This is a genomic window from Dorea sp. D27, assembly GCF_001185345.1.
Taxonomy (GTDB): domain Bacteria; phylum Bacillota; class Clostridia; order Lachnospirales; family Lachnospiraceae; genus Extibacter.
Window position 1 is genome coordinate 370,355 of sequence record NZ_KQ236745.1, and the last position, 18,638, is coordinate 388,992.

Sequence of the window (18,638 nt, forward strand, 5' to 3'; positions counted from 1 at the left end):
CAGATGAGAAAGCCTTTTCCGTTTATACGGGAAGGGCTTTCTCTTTTTGCGAAGTAAAGAATATTGTTATTTTATATAGCAATAAATTTATAGAAGTGGTTTGGCTATATTGTTAATATAATAGTAAGTTGAATAAACGGAATTATATTCAAAAATAATCATTGATAAGAATATTGTTATAATACGTGCAAATTCTGTTATAACAGTACGAGCAGAAAGGAGAAGAGATATGAATGAATTGCAGCAGGATTATGACCAGCTCAGAAAAAAGACGGAAGAGATACGCTACAACCTGACAGCCATGATGGCCTACGCGGGTTCAGGGCATCCTGGCGGCTCACTGTCAGTCCTGGAGGTATTGACTACGCTGTACTACGGCGGGGTGATGCGCCTTGATCGGAAGAATCCTCACGCCGAAGACAGGGACCGGTTTATCATGTCGAAAGGCCATGCAAGTCCGGCACTCTATGTTATTCTGGCAGACCTGGGATACTTTCCCGCCGCGAAGCTGAAAGAGTTTGACGCGGATGACAGCATGCTGCCGAAGCACTGCAACCGTCTGAAGACTCCGGGGGTGGAAGCCTCGACAGGAGCACTTGGACAGGGATTCTCCATGGCGCTTGGGATGGCGCTGGCAGGGAAGATGGATGGAAAGCAATATGATGTGTACTGTGTTCTCGGGGACGGGGAATGCCAGTCAGGAGAAGTGTGGGAGGCGGCTATGGCGGCCGCCAAATATAATCTCGACAATTTTAAGGTAATCGTCGACAACAACAGGCTTCAGATTGACGGCTTTACGAACGATATCATGCCGCTTGGCGACCTGAAGGCAAAGTGGGAAGCCTTCGGCTTTCATACGCAGGAGTGCGACGGCCATGACTTGAAAGCGCTGAGGGAGTCTTTCGACAGAATGGATGAGACGAAAGACTTTCCGCATGTTCTCATCGCCGACACGGTTAAGGGCAAAGGAGTGTCATATATGGAGAATGAGGCGGACTGGCACAGCAGAAAGATGACAAAGGCAGAGGGAGCTGCCGCATTGAAAGAGATTGAGCAGGCTTATGCGGCATACGGGAAAGATATCGATGAAAAGATTCTGTTTCTCAATGCAGATGAACTCACGGAATTGAAAAATGCATAGGAGGTGAAGGAGATGGAGAAAGCATTACAGAAAGAACGGACGTTAGTCAGCAAGGAAATCTTCGGAAAAGTAATCGTTGAGCTCGGGAAAGATAAGGAGGACATCGTCGTCTGTGATACAGACCTTATGAGGTGTTTTGGAACAAAGGCATTTTCACAGGAGTTCCCTGAGCGGCATTTTAACTTCGGCATTGCAGAGCAGAACTGTATGGCCGCAGCCGCGGGCCTTGCCCTCTCAGGCAAAAACGTGTTTGCCAGTTCCTTTGCCAATTTCGCCTCGAAGCGTGCCTGCGACCAGGTGAGCATCGCGGTTGCCTATAATGAAGCAAATGTAAAAGTGTGCGGGCTCTATGCAGGGCTGACAGCAGAAAAGAACGGAGGGACCCACATCGGCGTGGAAGACGTGGCACTGATGAGAAGCATACCCGGCATGTGCGTGGTGGAACCGGCAGATACGTATGAACTGGAAGCAATTACGAGATACATGGCGGATTATGAAGGTCCGGTCTACTTCCGGCAGCCGAAGATGTATCTGCGCAATGTCTATACAGAAGTTCCGCACTTTGAACCAGGCAGGGGCGTGACGATGAGGGACGGTGGCAGCGTGACTGTCTTCGCCTGCGGCATAACCGTGGCTACCGCGCTGGACGCGGCAGAGCTGCTGGCGGCAGAGGGAATCGATGTGCGGGTCATCAACATGCCGACTGTCAAGCCGATCGATAAAGATATCATCAAAAAAGCAGCGGCAGAGACGGACTACATACTGACATGTGAGAACCACAACATAATCGGAGGGCTTGGCAGTGCCGTAGCTGAGGTGCTCGCCGGGATAAAGACAAATGCGGTGCTGCGCATGATGGGGATTCAGGACACCTTCGGCGTGACGGCCTCGCTTGGATACCAGCTTAGGAAGAATGGCCTCACACCCGAGCATATGGCCGGAGAGATAAAAGGAATGCTGGCAGGCGTATAAACGGACTGCTGCACATAAAGAAGGAGGAGAAACGATGAAATCATTAGATGCTTTTATGTATGGACCAAAAGATTTAAGGTTGGAGGAAGTCCAGGTGCCGGAACTGAAATCGACACAGATACTTGTAAAGGTGCATGCGTCAGGCATATGCGGATCAGACGTGGAATGCTATCTCGGACATTCGAAAGAGGGGCGCTATGACCTCGGTCCTTACACGCCGGGACATGAGTGGTGTGGCGAAGTAGTGGCCGTCGGCTCTGATGTCATCTCTCTCAAAGTGGGAGACCGCGTCACAGGCGAATGTGCGAATTCCTGTAACCGGTGTGACATCTGTAAGGAAGGAATCAACAATTCCTACTGTACGAACTGGAATGAAGTCGGCTTCATGCCATCAGCGCCTGGCGGTATGGGAGAATATCTCGTAGGCGAAGAACAGTTCTGCTATAAGATTCCGGATAACATGACGTATGTGGAAGGCGCTCTCGTGGAGCCTTGTTCTGTAGCTTACTACAGTATCTACGGAAGGGACGGATATGTGGCCAGGACAGATGACTGCGTCATCTTCGGGGCAGGCGCAATCGGACTTTTTGCGGCAACGATCTGCAAGGCGGCCGGTGCAAAAGTCATCGTGGTGGAACCAATCGCGTTCCGCAGGAAGATGGCGGAAGAGGTCGTCGGCGTTGACGTGACGATTGATCCGTTCGAGGAAGACGTAGAGAAAGTCGTGCTTGAGCATACGGAAGGCAAAGGCGCAAGCTTTGTCGTGGAATGTACCGGAAGCGATGCCGGTGTCAGCATGACGGTAGACGTCGCAAGACCTCATGCGAGGATCCGTTTTATCGGGCACTCTATCGGCCGGAAGATTCCGATAGAAATAGGAAAAGCGATCTGGAAGGGACTGAATCTTCAGGGAAGCGCCGGACAGCCGTGGTTCTTTACAAAGACAATCAAGTTCATGGGACGGGTAAAGGATGAGATTGATTTCACAAGGTTCATCACATCATATTATCCGCTGGAGAAGATTCAGGATGCATTCGACCGGGCCATCGAGCACAAAGATGAGGCGGTGAAGGTGATGGTTCTGGCCAATGAAGAAAAAGACAGGCTGGAAGAATACAGGAACAGATAATTAAAAGGAGGAAGAGAATATGGCAGACTATGGAAGCAACATATGGATTACGACAGAGCATCCGGCAATTACATTTGAGAATACGAAGGTCGGGCAGCTGAAGAAAAAAATATGGGATATGAGCGAGGAAGAAGTAGACCGGCTCTTGAAAGAACGTTACGAGATTCCGTCGCCTTCTGAGATTGGTATCGCAGACACATATATCCAGACGACACCGAGGTGGAAGGTCGTCGAGAAGAGAAAGAAAAATGATGTGGTGCTCGTACCGGTAGGGTGTACCGAATGCCACGGTATGCATACCGTATCTGCGCTCGATACGTTCCAGTGCCAGTCCATCGCAGAAGGTGTCCGCCGTGCGACTGCAAAAGACGGCTGCGAGGTGAATCTGGCGTACAATCCGCTTCCGTATGGTGCACATCCATACCACCATCTCGGTATGCCGGGCACGGTTATGGTACCACAGAGGGTAGCGGTGGAGACGCTTGTCGCGACGATGCTTGGCCTGTGGAACGACGGATTCCGCAAGCAGATCTATATCAACAACCACGGGCAGCTCTGGGTGCTGGAGACGGCACTCCATGAATTCCTGTACCGGTATCAGCTTCCATGTATCATCCAGGTGATGGACTGGCACCGCGCTATCCGCGAATTCTTCTACCCGGGGGCAAAAGAAGATATGGTGAAGACGCCGTTCGTACATGCAGACGAATGTGAGACTTCGGTGGGGATGCTCTGCTTTCCTGAAGGAATGGTGGACTTAAGCCATGCAGATGAGACACATCCGAAGAGCTACTTCGAGCCGGGAAGATTCGACAATTCCACCGACAGCTTCCACAGGCCTCAGAGATGGAGCGAGACGGAGATGACTTCTCCGATTACGTATAAAGGTACGCCAGAGGGGGTAGTGGGAAGCCCTGCCATCGCCGAGGCGAGGAAAGCAAAGCGTCCGATTTTGGCGGCATGTGAATATCTCACCTACTGTGTGGACGAACTGCTGGAGGCATTCCCGGCCGGAACGGTTCCGCCGACGGAAGAAGTGACATACCGCACGGAGGAAGAGATGGCTGCTTATTTAAAAGAACCTGGAAGCGAAGGCTGGCGTTCTGTATATGGACTTCCGAGAGTCGGAATGGAATAAGCGGCGCTGGGGCAGAAGAAGGTGAATGATATGAAGACAAAAGGCGCTCTGAGTGGTATACGTATCCTGGATTTGAGCCGTGTCCTTGCAGGTCCGTTCTGCACGATGATGCTGGCAGATCTGGGAGCAGAAGTAATTAAGATAGAGATACCGGGCAAGGGAGATGACAGCCGCAGTTTCGGCCCTTTCGTGAACGGAGAGAGCGGATACTATATGAATGTAAACCGCAACAAGACGGGAATCACGTTGAACCTGAAGAAACCGGAAGGAAAAGAGCTGTTTCTTGGGATGGTGGAAAAGGCCGATATCGTAGTCGAGAACTACCGGCCGGGCGTGATGGAGAAGCTTGGCCTTGGATATGAGGTGCTGAAAGAGAGAAACCCGAAGATCATATACGGGGCAGTGTCCGGTTTCGGGCATTATGGTCCGTATACGCAGCGTCCGGGTTACGATGTCATCGGACAGGCAAGCTGCGGCCTCATGAGCGTGACCGGGTGGCCGGACGGCGGTCCGACAAGAGTCGGGACGGCCATGGCAGACAGCCTGGCGGGATATTCTCTCGCCATCGGCCTGCTGGCTGCGCTCCAATACCGGAACAGTACAGGCGTCGGCCAGAAAGTGGACATCGGTATGATGGATTGCGGCATCGCAAGCATGCAGATCATCTATCCGATCTATACAATGGGCGGCAGGCTTCCGGAGCGGATAGGAAACCGCTATGAATCCAACTACCCGACGGATACGTTTGAGACGAAAGACGGGATGATGGTAATCGGGGCGGCGAACGACAAGCTCTGGGTGAAGCTGTGCGAGGTGATGGGCAGGCCCCGGCTGGCGCTGGACGAACGGTATGATAAGAACCCGAAGCGTGTGGAGCGCTACATGGAACTCCGTCCAATCATACAGAAATGGGCGAGTAATTATACGACCAAGGATGTTGTGGAGCTGCTTCTTGAGAACGGCGTCCCTGCGTCGCCGATCAATAATCTGGCGCAGGTCGTGGAAGACCCTCATGCACAGGCCAGGGAAATGTTCGTACATGTGCAGCACCCGGCTGCCGGTGATACGGTATTGAACGGCTCGCAGTTCAAGATGACCGAGACGAATCCGCAGATCGACAGACCTGCCCCGCTGCTCGGGCAGCACAATGAAGAAGTGTACAGGGACCTGCTCGGCCTGTCCGCCGGCCAGTTAGAAGAGCTGGCGAAGCAGGGGATAGTGTAAAGGAGATTCTTATGAGACTGCCGGAAAAGGTTAAGATTATAGAAGTTGGGCCAAGGGATGGTTTCCAGAATGTAAAGGACTTTATAGACACTGCAGATAAGAAGAGGATTATCGACAGCCTTGTGGATGCAGGGGTCAGAGATATGGAGATTACATCTTTCGTGCATCCGAAGGCCGTGCCGCAGATGGCGGATGCGATGGCACTTGCGGCATCCGTGGACTATCCGGCTGAGAGGCTTCGCAAGATCGCTCTCGCGCCGAATGCAAGAGGGGCCAGGAACGCCATGTCCTGCGGTGTAAAAGAAGTAAGCTATGTCATTTCTGCAAGCGAGGCTCACAATAAAGCGAATGTGAACAGGACGACAGAGGAGTCGGCAGAAGAGTTGAGGAACATTAGGGAGGCTGTGCCGGAGCTGAAGATAAGGCTGGATATCGCGACAGCATTCGGCTGCCCCTATGCAGGTAATGTGAGCCGGGAACAGGTATATAAGCTGATTGACACAGGAAGGGCTGCGGGGATAGAAGAGTTTGTATTGTGTGATACGATTGGGATTGCTAATCCGAAGCAGACCGCCATGCTTGCCGCGGATGTGAGACAGAGCTATCCGGATGCCGCGTTTACGTTCCATCTTCATAATACGAGAGGATTAGGGCTTGCCAATATCCTGGCTGCCATGCAGGAGGGCATAGATTCGTTCGAGTCTTCCGTTGGAGGGCTCGGAGGATGCCCGTTCGCACCGGGAGCCGCAGGGAATGTGGCCACGGAAGATCTGGTGAACATGCTGGACTATATGGAGATAGCCCACGGCGTGTGCCAGGAGAAGCTGCTGAAGGCCGCGGCGCTTGTCAGGCAGACGGTACATGCTGAGTTGACGGGCAATATGCTGAATGCATGCACGTATGACAACATCTGACAGTCAACGTGGACGGTACATATGGATATTAGAGAGAAAGAAGGAATGAATCATGTCAGAAAAAAGGAACGAGCACGAATATGTAAAGGGGTTGGTGGAGCGGGCGAGAAAAGCCCAGGCTGTGGCAGATACCTACAGCCAGGAACAGGTGGACCGGCTGACAAGAGCCGTTGGATGGGCGCTCGTCCAGGAGGAAACAGTAGAAAAGATAGCCAGATTCTGCCTTGAGGAGACGCGGATGGGGACCTATGAGGCGAAGCTTGGCAAGCTGTACAAAAAAGTGAGAGGCGTGCTAAGCGACATCAATCCACAGAAGTCTGTCGGCGTGGTGGAAGAAGACAAGGAGACGGGAATCCGCAGGATTGCCAAGCCGGTCGGCGTCATCGGCTCTCTCATCCCTACGACGCAGCCGGAATTATGTCCGGCGACCCAGGGGATGCTGGCGGTGAAAAGCCGCAATGCAATCATCTTCTCCCCTCATCCGAGAAGCCAGAGGACGACATATCTCGTGGTAGAAGTGATGCGGGATGTACTGAAGCGCTACGGGGCGCCGGAGGATCTGCTTATCTGTGCGGAGCACCCGACGATGGAGATGAGCCGGGAGATTATGGCACAGACAGATCTTGTCGTCGCCACGGGCGGTGCAGGTATGGTGAAGGCAGCATACAGTTCCGGTACCCCCGCCTATGGTGTGGGCGTGGGCAACGCGGTCGTAGTCATCGATGAGACGGCGGACTTAAAGGAGGCGGCCCGTAATGTACATGTGAGCAAGGTGTTCGACTATGCGTCCGGCTGCTCATGCGAGAATTCTATCGTCGTGCAGGAGGGTATCTATGACGCGTTCATCGAATGTCTGAAGGAAGAGGGAGCGTATCTTGTGGCGGAAGAAGACAAGCCGAAGCTTGAGAAAGCTTTGTGGCCACAGTTCCCGGAGAACCACATATTGAACCGGGACATCGTGACACAGCCGGCAAAAAGAATCGCACAGATAGCAGGAATCGATGACGTACCGGATGACTGTGAGTTTATCCTCGTGGAAGAGTCAGGCAGAGGAGCAGAATACCCATTCTCAGGAGAGAAGCTGAGCGTTGTGCTGGCAGTATATAAGTATAAGGGATTTGACGAGGCTGTGCAGATAGTAAATGAGATTCACGCGTATCAGGGAGCAGGACATTCCTGCGGCATCCAATCCAATGATGAGGAGCATATCCTTGCGCTCGCGCTGAACACGAAGACGACGCGGGTGATGGTGCGTCAGCCTCAGAGCGTGGGCAACAGCGGGGACTGGAACAATGGAATGCCGTTTACCGGTTCGCTTGGGTGCGGCACGTGGGGCGGCAATATCGTATCAGAGAATATCACGCTGAAGCATTTCCTGAACAATACGTGGCTGTCGGTTCCAATCAAAGGAACGATACCGTCAGATGAAGCATTGTTCGGGGATGTGATGAAGAATTAAAGCAGAATCAAAGCTGCGATATGACATAAGAAGGAAAATGGGTCTGAAGGAGGTCATGTAAAGATGGAAGGCAGAAGAAGCTTAAGATGTTCGATTGTCAGGGGCGGAACGAGCAAAGGAATATTTATCAGGGAAAATGAACTGCCGTCAGACGCTGAAGCAAGGGATGAGGTTATCAGGGCTGTGTTTGGCAGCCCTGATACGAGACAGATAGACGGGCTGGGAGGGGCTGACGTGCTCACAAGCAAGCTGGCCATCATCGGTCCTTCGTCCAGAAAAGACGCGGACGTAGATTATACGTTTGCCCAGGTCAGCTTTGATACCGATAAGGTGGATTACAGCGGAAACTGTGGGAACATATCCTCAGCTGTGGGTCCTTATGCCATCGACGAAGGGATGGTCCGTGCGGACGGTCAGCTCACAAAGGTGCGGATCCACATGAAAAATACCGGTAAGATTCTGACCGCTTATGTGCCGACAGAAGAAGGCAGGGCGATATGTGCGGGTGATTTCCGGATTGACGGAGTGCCTGGAACCGGAGCGAAGATCACACTGGACTGGTCGGACACGGCAGGTGGGCTTACAGGAAAGCTTCTGCCTACCGGCAATGTGAGAGATGTAATCCGGGCAGAGGGACGGCCATATGAGGTCACGCTCATAGACGCGGGCAATCCGGTCGTATTTATCAAGGCTGAAGCCCTTGATATGAAAGGGACAGAAAGTCCGTATGAAATAGAACATAACGCATCTTTGATGCGATTGATAGAGGAGATAAGAGGCGAGGCGGCGGTGATGTTCGGTCTATGCGGCAGGCCGGAAGAGGCGGCTGTCAAAAGTCCGTATAACCCGTTTTTTTCCATCGTGTCTGAACCGGCCGGCTATGTGGCGGTCAATGGAGTGAAGGTCGGTAAAGAGGAGATTGACGTGACAGCCAGACTATTGTTCATGCTGAAGATGCACAAGGCATATCCGATAACAGGTACCGTGGCAACGGCGGCGGCACTGCGCATACCCGGAAGTGTCGTGTATGACGTACTGAAAGAAGAGGCAAAAGATAGAGCGCAAGTGTATATCGGCCATCCGTCCGGCAGGATTCCAGTCGAATCCGAGGTGGATGTGGACAGAGACAGAATCGAGCTGAAAAAGGCAGGCGTATACAGGACGGCGAGAAGGATAATGGACGGCATCGTATATCTGCCGGAAAGACAGTAAGGGTGATGCATATGGGAAAGACGTTAGCGGAAAAGATGATTGCCGGAGCGGCAAAAGAGCCGGAAGTGAAACCGGGCGATATCGTATGGGTAGACGTGGACCGGGCCATGATGGACGATATCCTCGGCCCCCGTATCCAGATTGCGGAACAGCTGAAGGAACTTGGCAAGCCGGTATGGGACCCGGAGAAGGTTGTCATCATCTCAGACCATTATACGCCTCCGGCCAGCATACAGCAGGCGGAGATTGTGAAGTTTACGAGGGAGTGGGCTGCTGAGAACGGCATACGGAACTATTATGAATTCGAGGGGCCGTGCCATCAGGTGATGGCAGAGACGGGCAATGTCAGGCCCGGAATGATAGTGCTCGGGACAGATTCCCACACTTGCATGGGCGGCGCGCTCAATGCATTTGCAAGTGGAGTGGGGTCTACGGAGATGCTCGGTATCCTTGCGACTGGGAGGACGTGGCTGAAAGTGCCTGAGTCTATCCGGGTCATATGGCAAGGCAGCATGTCATCCAATGTGATGGCAAAGGACCTGTCTCTTCGCACGATAGGGACAGTCGGTCACGCGGGAGCGACGTATATGTCCGTGGAATATCAGGGGAATACGATTCAGAAGCTTTCCATGGATGAACGCATGGCGGTAACGAACATGGCGGTTGAGATGGGGGCAAAAGCCGGAATTATGCCTTTTGACATTACGACAAAGGAATATCTTGAAAGTCTTGGCATAGACGAATATGAACCGTGCTTCAGTGATGAAGATGCCTCCTTCTGCCGGACATACCGGTTCCGGGCGGAGGAGCTGAGGCCACAGGTGGCCTGTCCCCATGAGGTGGACCGTGTGACGGATGTTGACAATGTGGGCGATGTAAAGATACAGCAGGCGTACCTCGGTTCCTGTACCGGCGGGCGGCTGAACGACCTGAAAATGGCAGCGCAATATCTGAGGGGGAAAAAGGTGGCTCCGGGCGTGCGCCTTTTGGTATCCCCGGCTTCGAGAAATATATGGCAGGAGGCGGGCAGACTCGGTTATCTTGATATGATTGCAGAGGCAGGAGGCATCATCATGGCGCCTACGTGCGGTGTGTGCGTAGGGCTGCACAGCGGACTTATCGCTTCCGGCGAGACGTGCATCTCATCAAGCAACCGGAACTTTCTCGGACGTATGGGCAGCAGGGACGGCAGAATCTACCTGGGATCTCCGCTTACGGTGGCGGCCAGTGCGGTGGCAGGCAGGATAAGAGCTGCCGAAGAACAGTGACAGGGGGTGCACGTAATATGACAGAAGGAAATGCATTAAAGTATGGAAACAATATCAACACAGATATCATCTCCCCGCCCCAGTATATGGAGCTTCCAATACCGGAAGCGGCCAGATATGCCATGAGTGCGGTGGATCCGGATTTTTACAGGAAAGTGAAGAAAGGCGATATCTTTGTGGCGGGCAGCAACCTTGGTTCGGGTTCCAGCAGGGAGACTTCTCCTCTGACGCTCAAATATCTTGGAGTCAGCGTGGTGGCAGCCAAGTCATTTGCCCGGATCTTCTACCGGAATCTGATCAATGTAGGCATTCCTGCCATCGAGTGTAAAGACACGGATAAAATACGGGAAGGGGACCGGCTGAAGGTAGATGCAGAGGAAGGATATATCTATAATCTGACGAAATCGGAACGGTATAAGTGCCAGAAGCTGCCGGGGCATCTGATGAAGATTATCGAGGCCGGAGGTCTGTTCCCGTATCTGAAAGAGGTGTGAGACGATGAATTATACGAAAGAATTGCTGGATAAATGCTGTGTAAAGTGCGGCGCAGATGAAGGAGCATCCCCCATACCACAGGAGGGAGAGTTCAACCGGGCAAAGCAGATAACAGATATCTCGGGTTTCAGCCACGGCGTGGGGACGTGCGGATTAAAACAGGGAGCGTGCAAGCTGTCACTGAATATCAAGGCGGGCATGATAGAAGAAGCGCTCGTAGAAGTGCTCGGCTGCACCGGCATGACCCACTCGGCTGCAATGGCGTCTGAGATACTTACAGGCAAGACGATCCTGGAGGCGCTCAACACAGACCTTGTCTGTGACGCCATCAACGTAGCCATGCGGGAGATATTCCTCGCGCTCGTGTACGGGCGGACACAGACATCATACTCGGAAGGCGGCCTTGATGTCGGAGCCGCGCTGGAAGATCTGGGGAGAGGGCTGAAAAGCCAGGTGGGAACCGCATATGCGACACAGCTGAAAGGCCCCCGCTATCTGGAGATGACAGAAGGTTATGTGACGAAGATGGCGTTGGATGAGGAGCAGGAAATCATCGGCTATGAATATGTCAATATCGGTCAGATGATGGAAGACATACGCCGAGGCTTGCAGGCGGATAAAGCGCTGGCGGAAGCGACAGGCGTGAGTGGTAGGTACGAAGAGGCGGTCCGCTATATCGACCCGCGAAGGGAGTAGGTGACTGTAATGGTAAGATTTCAGAATATGGACAAGAAGATTGTCCGGATAGAAGCATTTTTAAATAATTATGGCATCGAAAATCTGGAGACGGCAGAAGCCGTCTGCCTGTCCCATGGCCTGGATGTCCGTGCCATCGTAAGAAGCATCCAGCCTATCTGTTTTGACGATGCCTGCTGGGCATATGCGGCCGGCGCGGCAGCCGCACTGTCCTCCGGCGCCGCCACCGCCTCGGCAGCGGCTCTGGTCATAGGAGAGGCGCTTCAGGCGTTCTGTGCGGAAGGCTCAGTGGCTGATGAACGTCAGGTGGGTACCGGGCACGGACGGTTGGCGGCCATGGTTCTGTCGGAGGAAGTCAAGTGCTTCGCATTTCTGGCGGGGCATGAATCGTTTGCGGCCGCAGAAGGAGCCATCGGTATCGTCCAGTCGGCAGACAAGGTGAGAAAGACGCCGCTGAAAGTGATACTGAACGGGCTGGGCAAAGATGCGGCAAAGATAATATCGAGAATGAACGGATTTACGTATGTGAAGACACGCTATGACTATAAGACCGACGTGCTTGCCATTCTGGATGAAAAGTCTTACTCACGCGGTGAGCGGGCCCGCATACGGTGCTATGGAGCCGACGAGGCCAGAGAGGGCGTGGCGGTCATGGAGTGGGAGGACGTGGATGTGTCAATCTCCGGTAACGGGACGAATATGGTGAGATTTACCCATCTTGTTGCCGGAGCGTACAAGAAGAGATGTCTTGAGCGAAACAAGACTTACTTTGCCTGTGCTTCCGGGGGTGGAATCGGAAGGACGCTCGGACCGGATGAGACATCAGCAGGGCCGGCTTCCTACGGTTTGACAGACTCTATGAGCAGGATGTACGGTGACACGACATTTGCCGGTTCCTCTTCTGTACCGGCCCATGTTGCGATGATGGGATTTGTCGGGATGGGCAACAATCCGATGGTCGGGGCGACCGTCCGCCTCGCAGTAGCTGTCGGGGAAATCAGAGGCGGCAGCGGGACCGTGGGAGGGATAGAAGGTGGATTATAAAGTATTCGGCCAGCTCGACGGTCCGGTCTATGGAAGGCAGGACATGGAAGACGGGCAGGCCTATATGGACCGAATCATGAAGGCGGCGTTCCTCGGCGAAAGAGAGGAGGAGACGCGGTATATCTATGATAAGATGCGCGGGACCTTTGCAGGCTGCTGTTTCACGGACAAGGAGCTTAAGATGGAATTCCAGGTGCAGGAATGGGAACTGAATCCGATGCAGACGATGCACGGGGGACTGATAACTACAGCGGTAGATATGACGTGTGGCCTGCTGGTCCGCTTTTATAAGCAGTCAGTGAGCGCTGCTACGGTACACCTGTCCGTAGACTTTTTGAGACCTCTGCGCCTTGGAGAAGTCTTTACCGTACGGGCGAAGATAAACAGGCAGGGCAGACGGATTCTGTTCCTGACAGCCGAGGTCGTATCGTCGGACGGCAGACAGCCTGCAGCTACGGCATCTGGAACCTTCGTATAGCTTCAAATACCGTATGCTCCATGATGGATGCACAGATACGGAGCATGCAGATATGACCGGGTGATGCTGACAGTTTGATAATACATGTAAGAGAGGACAAGAGTATGAAGCAGAACGCATTTAAGAACTTGATGTCGCCTGTGCAGATAGGATCTGTCCAGGTGAAGAACAGAATTGTATTTCCGCCTATGAACACAAATCTATCATCCGAGGACGGGTGTGTGACCCCCCAGATGGAAGAATACTATGTCAGGCGGGCAAAGGGAGGCGCCGGCCTCATTATCCTGGAGGCGGCAGGGGTAGCTGCGGATACGCGCAACCACCCGCGGCAGCCGATGATCTGTGACAGGAAGTATACGGCGTCATGGGCGAGGCTTGTGGAGAAGCTCCACCGTTACCATGCAAAGGTCTCGGTTGAACTCGTTCACTATGGAAGCGAAGCATCCATACCGCCTCGGGTGTCCCCGTCAGGGTTGTCTAAGTATAAGGATCATCCTGGCAGGATACTTTGCGTAGAGGAAATCCACCGCATCCAGGAACAGTTTGTGGCTGCTGCTATGTATGCGAAGCAGGCGGGCATGGATGCCATAACGCTGCACGGATGCCACGGATATCTGATAGCGGAATTCCTGTCACCTGTGTTCAACAAGAGGACGGACGAATACGGTGGAAGTTTTGAGAACCGGAACCGGTTTCTTCTTGAAATAATAGAAAAGTGCCGGAAAGCACTCGGACCCAGATTTCCTGTTATGGTGCGTTTCAGCGCCAATGAATTTGTAGAAGGGGGCAGGGAGCTAGAAGAGGCGGTGGCGCTTGCAAAGGTGCTTGCTGACAGCGGTGTGGCGGCAATTGACATCTCAGCTTCACAGCCGTCTGCCTATCTCATGACGACACCGCCCTACTGTCTGCCCCAGGCAAAGGGACTGCTTGTGCCATATTCTGAAGCTATCAAACAGGTGGTGGATATACCGGTGTTCACGGCCATCGGAATCCGTGAGCCGGAATATGCGGAGCAGATTATTGCGGAGGGGAAGGCAGACCTTATCGCGCTCGGCAGGCCACAGCTTGCGGACCCTGACTATGCAGCCAAAGTACAGGCCGGCAGGCCGGAGGCCATCCGCCACTGCCTGTCTTGCGAGTATTGCCTGGACACGCTCGATGACGACAGACAGATATGCTGTGCGGTTAATCCTGAGACGGGGAGGGAAGCAGAGTTCCCGGACCTTGATACCGTATGCTGCGGCCATATGGCTGACTGCGCCGCGCCGGCAGTCAATACCCGCAGAAAAAGGGTTGTCGTAGCCGGAGGGGGGCCGGCCGGGATGGAAGCAGCCCGGGTTGCGGCTCTGAAAGGGCATGAAGTGGTTCTGTTTGAGAAGCGCCGGCAGCTTGGCGGCACGATAAACGCAGCTAAAGTACCGCCCCATAAAGAGATGATTGGAAAGCTTGTGGACTGGTACCGCCGGGAACTTGCCAGGCTGAGCGTAGAGGTACGCCTTGGTGCGGAAGCGACGGAAGAAGCGGTTGACGCCCTGAAGCCCGATGTGCTGTTCCTTGCCTGTGGTTCCCATTACATTAGGAGAATCAAGGGGAGCAGTCTTTCAAATGTCATCAGCGCATATGACGCACTGACGGCGCCTGACAGCGTGGGGGAGAATGTTGTCATTGTCGGTGGCGGGGCTTCCGGTGCCGAAGCGGCGGAATATTTTTCCGGTCAGCTGGTGGATGTGGTCTGCCTTGGAGCAGAGAAGCTTGGAGGCAGACTGAAGTTTGAGGCGAGGGAACGGGCCGGGGCGGTGCAAAGACATAAGATTACAGTTGTGGAGATGCTCGATGGCATATGCAGCGACATGGACGCATTCTGCAGAGAACCAGTCCTGTATACGCTTGAAAAGAACGGCGTAAGGCTCTGCCCGTCTTGCAGGGTGGAGGAGATTACAGAAGGGGAAGTGCGCATTTTCAATCTGAAGGATAAAAAAGAGGAAGTGCTGAAAGCAGATACGGTAATATTGGCAGGAGGATTGAAACCGAACGGTCAGGAAGCATTTCCTGATAAGCCGTATCCGGTTGTCAGAATTGGAGACGCCGTGCAGGCAGGAAAGATAAAAGATGCTGTCTATACCGCGCATATGCAGGTGATATGCCTATAGCGTCTTACGAAAAGACGGACAGGCTTTTAAGAGAGGTGCTGGTATGGAAAAGAACAAGTCAGATAATTTGAAGATTACAGCGGTGCTGTACGTCTTGATGTTTGTGTATGCAGTCTTTACGACGATGACGGGAACACAGATGATTATCCTCGTCAGAGAGTTTGGAATCGAGCTGGCACAGGGCGGAATATTTGCGGTCATTATCAATACAGGCTGTATTGTCGGGATTCTGCTGTCCGCATTGTTCATCGACCGCTTCGACAGCAGACACCTGGTGCTCGTGTCTTACTTCCTCCTTGGGCTCTTGCTGACGGCCATAAAATTTTCGCAATCCTATTACAGCTTTCTCCTGCTGCTGCTCTGGATTGGCGTCAGCATGAAGTTCCTGGATGCATCGCTGAATGCATCCATATCGAGACTGAATACGGTGAACAGCGGCTTCTATATGAACCTGCTGCACTGCAGCTTCGGAATCGGGGCGTTCGCAGGGCCGCTTTTTACGACGGTGCTGATGGAAAACGGAACGGCCTGGCGGGACACGTACTTTTATCTCGGCATCATATGTATCGTGACAGGGCTGGCCTATTTTGCCGTACAGAAGGGATATGCGGCAGAGGAGCCGGAGCGCACAGGGAACAACGGCAAAGGCGGCAGCGTTATCTGCCTTCGAGCTTTCTGCCTTATGGGAATTCTGCTCTTTTACTGCGGGCATCAAATGGGCATCAACAGCTGGCTGCCTGCGTATATGCAGGAAACGCTTCATCTGACACCTGCGGCAGCCAATTTAAGCGTGTCCGCATTCTGGATTGGCCTTATATTCAGCCGGCTCATAAGTGCCGTCCTCACAAGATATACGTCCGAGGAGCGGATATTGAAAGCAGGCCTTCTGGCAGGTACGGCATCCCTCGCGGCGGGTATCATGAGCGGAATGCCGGCAGTCACCGTAATCGGAGTGACAGGGGCCGGCCTTCTCTCGGGAGCATGCATCCCGCTTGTGCTCACGATTGGATATGGCTGGTTCCCGGCAGCGCTCGGAAAGATATCCACACTCCTGTTCCTCTGCATAGCAGGCGGGGCGGTCATATTTCCATGGCTCATGGGCATCAGCATCAGCAGTTTCGGCCTCTTTGGAGCCATGATGCTGGATGTACTCTGCCTTGCCGCCGCTGCTGCCGCTGCACTCATACTGCTGCCGGCGAGAAAGACATAAATTGGGGACGGGGTATTTTTAAAAATACCCCGTCCCCAATTTAGTGCCGATATCACAGTTCTTTCACATTCTACTCACAAAATACCCGTATTTTTCCAGTAATCTTATGATAGTTGATTTTGTTAAAACCTATTTACAGCTACAGGAGGAGATTATGGAGAATCGGGTCAAGAAGTTTTCACTACATGTTGATAGGAAGGAATTGGGCCGGAAGTTCAAGCGGGTCAGGAAGAAGAAAGCGTTTTGGATTATGGCGGCAATTATGGCGGTGCTTCTTCTGGCAATGGCGGCCGGGCTCATTATACGGGCGAAGGGAAAGACTCGTCAGGCGGCGGAGATGACGGTTCAGTCTGCAACGGCGGAAAAAGGGAACATCAGTACGACTGTAGCCGGCACGGGAACGCTTGAGAGCGGGGCGACTACGGACGTTGTGGTACCGACCGGTATTAAGGTAAAGGAGGTCCTTGTGGAGCCCGGAGACACGGTAGAGGAAGGTCAGATGCTGGCCACGCTCGATGAGGCGTCCATTGCCAGCGAGCTGCTGGAAGTAAAAGAAAGCAAAGAAAGTGTGCAGGAGCAGATTGACGGCCTGTCCAGCGATGCGGAGGAATCCGGCACGATGGAATACCTTGAGGCAAAGGTGCTGTACGGGCAGATGGAGGAGCTGGAAGCCGCGGAGGAATCTCTCGACACGCTGCTGGAGACAAAGGCGGTAACGGCATCGTGTGCGGGTACGGTCGACAGTGTCAATGTGTCTGCGGACACGGAGATTATGCAGAGTACATCATCAGGGACAGGCAGCAGTTCAGAAGATGCAGCCGCTGCAGATGCGTCGGGGACAGGAAACGAATCAGGCACTTCCTCCGGGGGCGTGGCCATGTCGGATACGGGCAGCAAAGCGGAGATTATCTTACTTTCTGCGGCGGACACAACATCGGGTGTCCAGAGCATTTCAGACTGTTGCCTTACTGTGGAGGCGCCGGCGGCCGGACAAAAGCCGCAGTCCGACATCAAAGAGACGGACGAATACGCAGGGACCATTACGTGGAACTGCGCGACGGACGTATTTCAGGCCGATACGGCTTACACGGCGACCATTAAGCTGACGGCTAAGAGCGGGTATGAGTTTTCCTCCAACATTATCCCGGAGGTAAAAGGTGCCGATGTCACAGGCGAAGTCCTGAAAAGTGATTCCGGGGACAGCATACTTAAGATAAAGGCCAGATTTGCCAAGACGGCGGCACCGGGTACAGATGATGCGAAAAATAGCGGTCAGGAGGGCAGTTCTGCGTCGGGAAGTGCCACAGGCGGCCTGTCAGGAGGGAACGCCGGGACTGCCGGGGCGGAGGCCGCAGGGGCCTCCTTGGGGGATACCTCCGGAACAGGAAGCGCCGGTGCAGGGAGCGCGGCTTCGGGCGGCGGCACATCCGGCGGCGATACCGGCACTTCAGACAGCGGCGAATACAGCATATATGAAGCAGCAGCATTTACGATTGCATCGGGAGAGGACATGACGGTATCCATCAATGTTGATGAGCTGGATATCCTGTCTGTGGAACAAGGACAGTCGGCCGCTGTCACACTGGATGCTCTGGATGGGGAGGAATTTGAAGGGACTATCACTAATGTAGCCCAGACGGCCTCTTCAGGCGGCAGCAGTGCGAAATATCCGGTGGAAATCACGTTGAGGAAGACAGAGGGCATGATGCTGGGCATGAGCGCATCGGCAACCATTCGCATCGAGGAGTCGGAAAATGCGGTGCTTATACCGGTCAATGCTCTCCAGGAACAAGGGAACAGCACTTTCGTATATACAGGAAAGGATGAGAAGGGAAAATTGACGGATGAGGTTGAAGTAGAGACCGGTCTGTCCAATGGAAGCCAGGTGGAGATTGTAAGCGGCCTGAGTGAGGGGGACACCGTGTATTATCTGAAGGCCGGCAGTACAGCTACGGAAGGGTCCGGCGGAGTGAAGGGCGGTCAGGATGGGATGATGCACGGTGCCGACAGTATGCCGGATGGCGGTCAGATGCCAGGCGGCGAGATGCCGGATTCGGGAAGCATGCCACAGGGCGGGCCGGAAAACGGGGTGGAACAGTAAAGGGGGA

The 18,638-nt window shown here is 53.5% G+C and carries 16 protein-coding genes; all 16 read left to right on the plus strand.

Going from position 1 to position 18,638, the window contains the following annotated elements:
* Positions 1-229 precede the first annotated feature (229 nt).
* The 16 genes from HMPREF0980_RS12930 to HMPREF0980_RS13005 all read left to right on the plus strand — a co-directional run bounded on the left by HMPREF0980_RS12930 (position 230) and on the right by HMPREF0980_RS13005 (position 18,631).
* Complete coding sequence (locus HMPREF0980_RS12930) at positions 230-1,141, plus strand: transketolase (RefSeq protein ID WP_049729507.1); 912 nt, start codon at positions 230-232, stop codon at positions 1,139-1,141.
* Between the two features lie 12 nt (positions 1,142-1,153).
* Entirely contained in the window at positions 1,154-2,113 is a 960-nt protein-coding gene (locus HMPREF0980_RS12935; RefSeq protein ID WP_049729508.1) for a transketolase family protein, read from the plus strand.
* Positions 2,114-2,147: 34 nt separating this feature from the next.
* Complete coding sequence (locus HMPREF0980_RS12940) at positions 2,148-3,242, plus strand: zinc-dependent alcohol dehydrogenase (protein ID WP_049729509.1); 1,095 nt, start codon at positions 2,148-2,150, stop codon at positions 3,240-3,242.
* 19 nt (positions 3,243-3,261) lie between these two features.
* Positions 3,262-4,380 carry a 3-dehydro-scyllo-inosose hydrolase gene (iolN, locus tag HMPREF0980_RS12945; RefSeq protein WP_049729510.1) on the plus strand — a complete coding sequence of 373 codons (1,119 nt, stop codon included), beginning with the start codon at positions 3,262-3,264 and terminating at the stop codon, positions 4,378-4,380.
* Positions 4,381-4,410: 30 nt separating this feature from the next.
* Positions 4,411-5,604, plus strand: coding sequence for a CaiB/BaiF CoA transferase family protein (locus tag HMPREF0980_RS12950; protein WP_049729511.1), 1,194 nt, complete (start codon positions 4,411-4,413; stop codon positions 5,602-5,604).
* An 11-nt stretch (positions 5,605-5,615) separates the two neighbouring features.
* Complete coding sequence (locus tag HMPREF0980_RS12955) at positions 5,616-6,518, plus strand: hydroxymethylglutaryl-CoA lyase (RefSeq protein ID WP_049729512.1); 903 nt, start codon at positions 5,616-5,618, stop codon at positions 6,516-6,518.
* Between the two features lie 52 nt (positions 6,519-6,570).
* On the plus strand, positions 6,571-7,977 hold the full coding sequence (locus HMPREF0980_RS12960; RefSeq protein ID WP_049729513.1) for an aldehyde dehydrogenase family protein: 1,407 nt from the start codon (positions 6,571-6,573) through the stop codon (positions 7,975-7,977).
* 63 nt (positions 7,978-8,040) lie between these two features.
* A complete protein-coding gene (locus HMPREF0980_RS12965) occupies positions 8,041-9,189 on the plus strand; it encodes a 2-methylaconitate cis-trans isomerase PrpF family protein (RefSeq protein WP_049729514.1) in 1,149 nt (382 codons plus the stop codon).
* A gap of 11 nt (positions 9,190-9,200) precedes the next feature.
* Positions 9,201-10,457 (plus strand): 3-isopropylmalate dehydratase large subunit, encoded by a 1,257-nt coding sequence (locus HMPREF0980_RS12970; protein WP_049729515.1) that lies wholly within the window; start codon positions 9,201-9,203, stop codon positions 10,455-10,457.
* Between the two features lie 17 nt (positions 10,458-10,474).
* A complete protein-coding gene (locus HMPREF0980_RS12975; RefSeq protein ID WP_049729516.1) occupies positions 10,475-10,951 on the plus strand; it encodes a LeuD/DmdB family oxidoreductase small subunit in 477 nt (158 codons plus the stop codon).
* Between the two features lie 4 nt (positions 10,952-10,955).
* On the plus strand, positions 10,956-11,648 hold the full coding sequence (locus tag HMPREF0980_RS12980) for an iron-sulfur cluster assembly scaffold protein (protein WP_049729517.1): 693 nt from the start codon (positions 10,956-10,958) through the stop codon (positions 11,646-11,648).
* Between the two features lie 9 nt (positions 11,649-11,657).
* Positions 11,658-12,692 (plus strand): GGGtGRT protein, encoded by a 1,035-nt coding sequence (locus tag HMPREF0980_RS12985; RefSeq protein WP_049729518.1) that lies wholly within the window; start codon positions 11,658-11,660, stop codon positions 12,690-12,692.
* Complete coding sequence (locus HMPREF0980_RS12990) at positions 12,682-13,170, plus strand: PaaI family thioesterase (protein ID WP_049729519.1); 489 nt, start codon at positions 12,682-12,684, stop codon at positions 13,168-13,170. Before HMPREF0980_RS12985 ends, HMPREF0980_RS12990 begins: the two co-directional genes overlap by 11 nt.
* A 104-nt stretch (positions 13,171-13,274) precedes the next feature.
* Positions 13,275-15,320, plus strand: coding sequence for an oxidoreductase (locus HMPREF0980_RS12995; protein ID WP_049729520.1), 2,046 nt, complete (start codon positions 13,275-13,277; stop codon positions 15,318-15,320).
* 43 nt (positions 15,321-15,363) lie between these two features.
* Positions 15,364-16,530 (plus strand): MFS transporter, encoded by a 1,167-nt coding sequence (locus tag HMPREF0980_RS13000; protein ID WP_049729521.1) that lies wholly within the window; start codon positions 15,364-15,366, stop codon positions 16,528-16,530.
* Between the two features lie 154 nt (positions 16,531-16,684).
* Positions 16,685-18,631 carry a permuted SH3 domain-containing protein gene (locus HMPREF0980_RS13005; RefSeq protein WP_049729522.1) on the plus strand — a complete coding sequence of 649 codons (1,947 nt, stop codon included), beginning with the start codon at positions 16,685-16,687 and terminating at the stop codon, positions 18,629-18,631.
* Positions 18,632-18,638: the final 7 nt, after the last annotated feature.

Coding starts and splice junctions, on each gene's coding strand:
- HMPREF0980_RS12930 (WP_049729507.1), top strand. CDS start 230: ATGAATGAATTGCAGCAGGATTATGACCAGCTCAGAAAAAAGACGGAA.
- HMPREF0980_RS12935 (WP_049729508.1), top strand. CDS start 1,154: ATGGAGAAAGCATTACAGAAAGAACGGACGTTAGTCAGCAAGGAAATC.
- HMPREF0980_RS12940 (WP_049729509.1), top strand. CDS start 2,148: ATGAAATCATTAGATGCTTTTATGTATGGACCAAAAGATTTAAGGTTG.
- iolN (WP_049729510.1), top strand. CDS start 3,262: ATGGCAGACTATGGAAGCAACATATGGATTACGACAGAGCATCCGGCA.
- HMPREF0980_RS12950 (WP_049729511.1), top strand. CDS start 4,411: ATGAAGACAAAAGGCGCTCTGAGTGGTATACGTATCCTGGATTTGAGC.
- HMPREF0980_RS12955 (WP_049729512.1), top strand. CDS start 5,616: ATGAGACTGCCGGAAAAGGTTAAGATTATAGAAGTTGGGCCAAGGGAT.
- HMPREF0980_RS12960 (WP_049729513.1), top strand. CDS start 6,571: ATGTCAGAAAAAAGGAACGAGCACGAATATGTAAAGGGGTTGGTGGAG.
- HMPREF0980_RS12965 (WP_049729514.1), top strand. CDS start 8,041: ATGGAAGGCAGAAGAAGCTTAAGATGTTCGATTGTCAGGGGCGGAACG.
- HMPREF0980_RS12970 (WP_049729515.1), top strand. CDS start 9,201: ATGGGAAAGACGTTAGCGGAAAAGATGATTGCCGGAGCGGCAAAAGAG.
- HMPREF0980_RS12975 (WP_049729516.1), top strand. CDS start 10,475: ATGACAGAAGGAAATGCATTAAAGTATGGAAACAATATCAACACAGAT.
- HMPREF0980_RS12980 (WP_049729517.1), top strand. CDS start 10,956: ATGAATTATACGAAAGAATTGCTGGATAAATGCTGTGTAAAGTGCGGC.
- HMPREF0980_RS12985 (WP_049729518.1), top strand. CDS start 11,658: ATGGTAAGATTTCAGAATATGGACAAGAAGATTGTCCGGATAGAAGCA.
- HMPREF0980_RS12995 (WP_049729520.1), top strand. CDS start 13,275: ATGAAGCAGAACGCATTTAAGAACTTGATGTCGCCTGTGCAGATAGGA.
- HMPREF0980_RS13000 (WP_049729521.1), top strand. CDS start 15,364: ATGGAAAAGAACAAGTCAGATAATTTGAAGATTACAGCGGTGCTGTAC.
- HMPREF0980_RS13005 (WP_049729522.1), top strand. CDS start 16,685: ATGGAGAATCGGGTCAAGAAGTTTTCACTACATGTTGATAGGAAGGAA.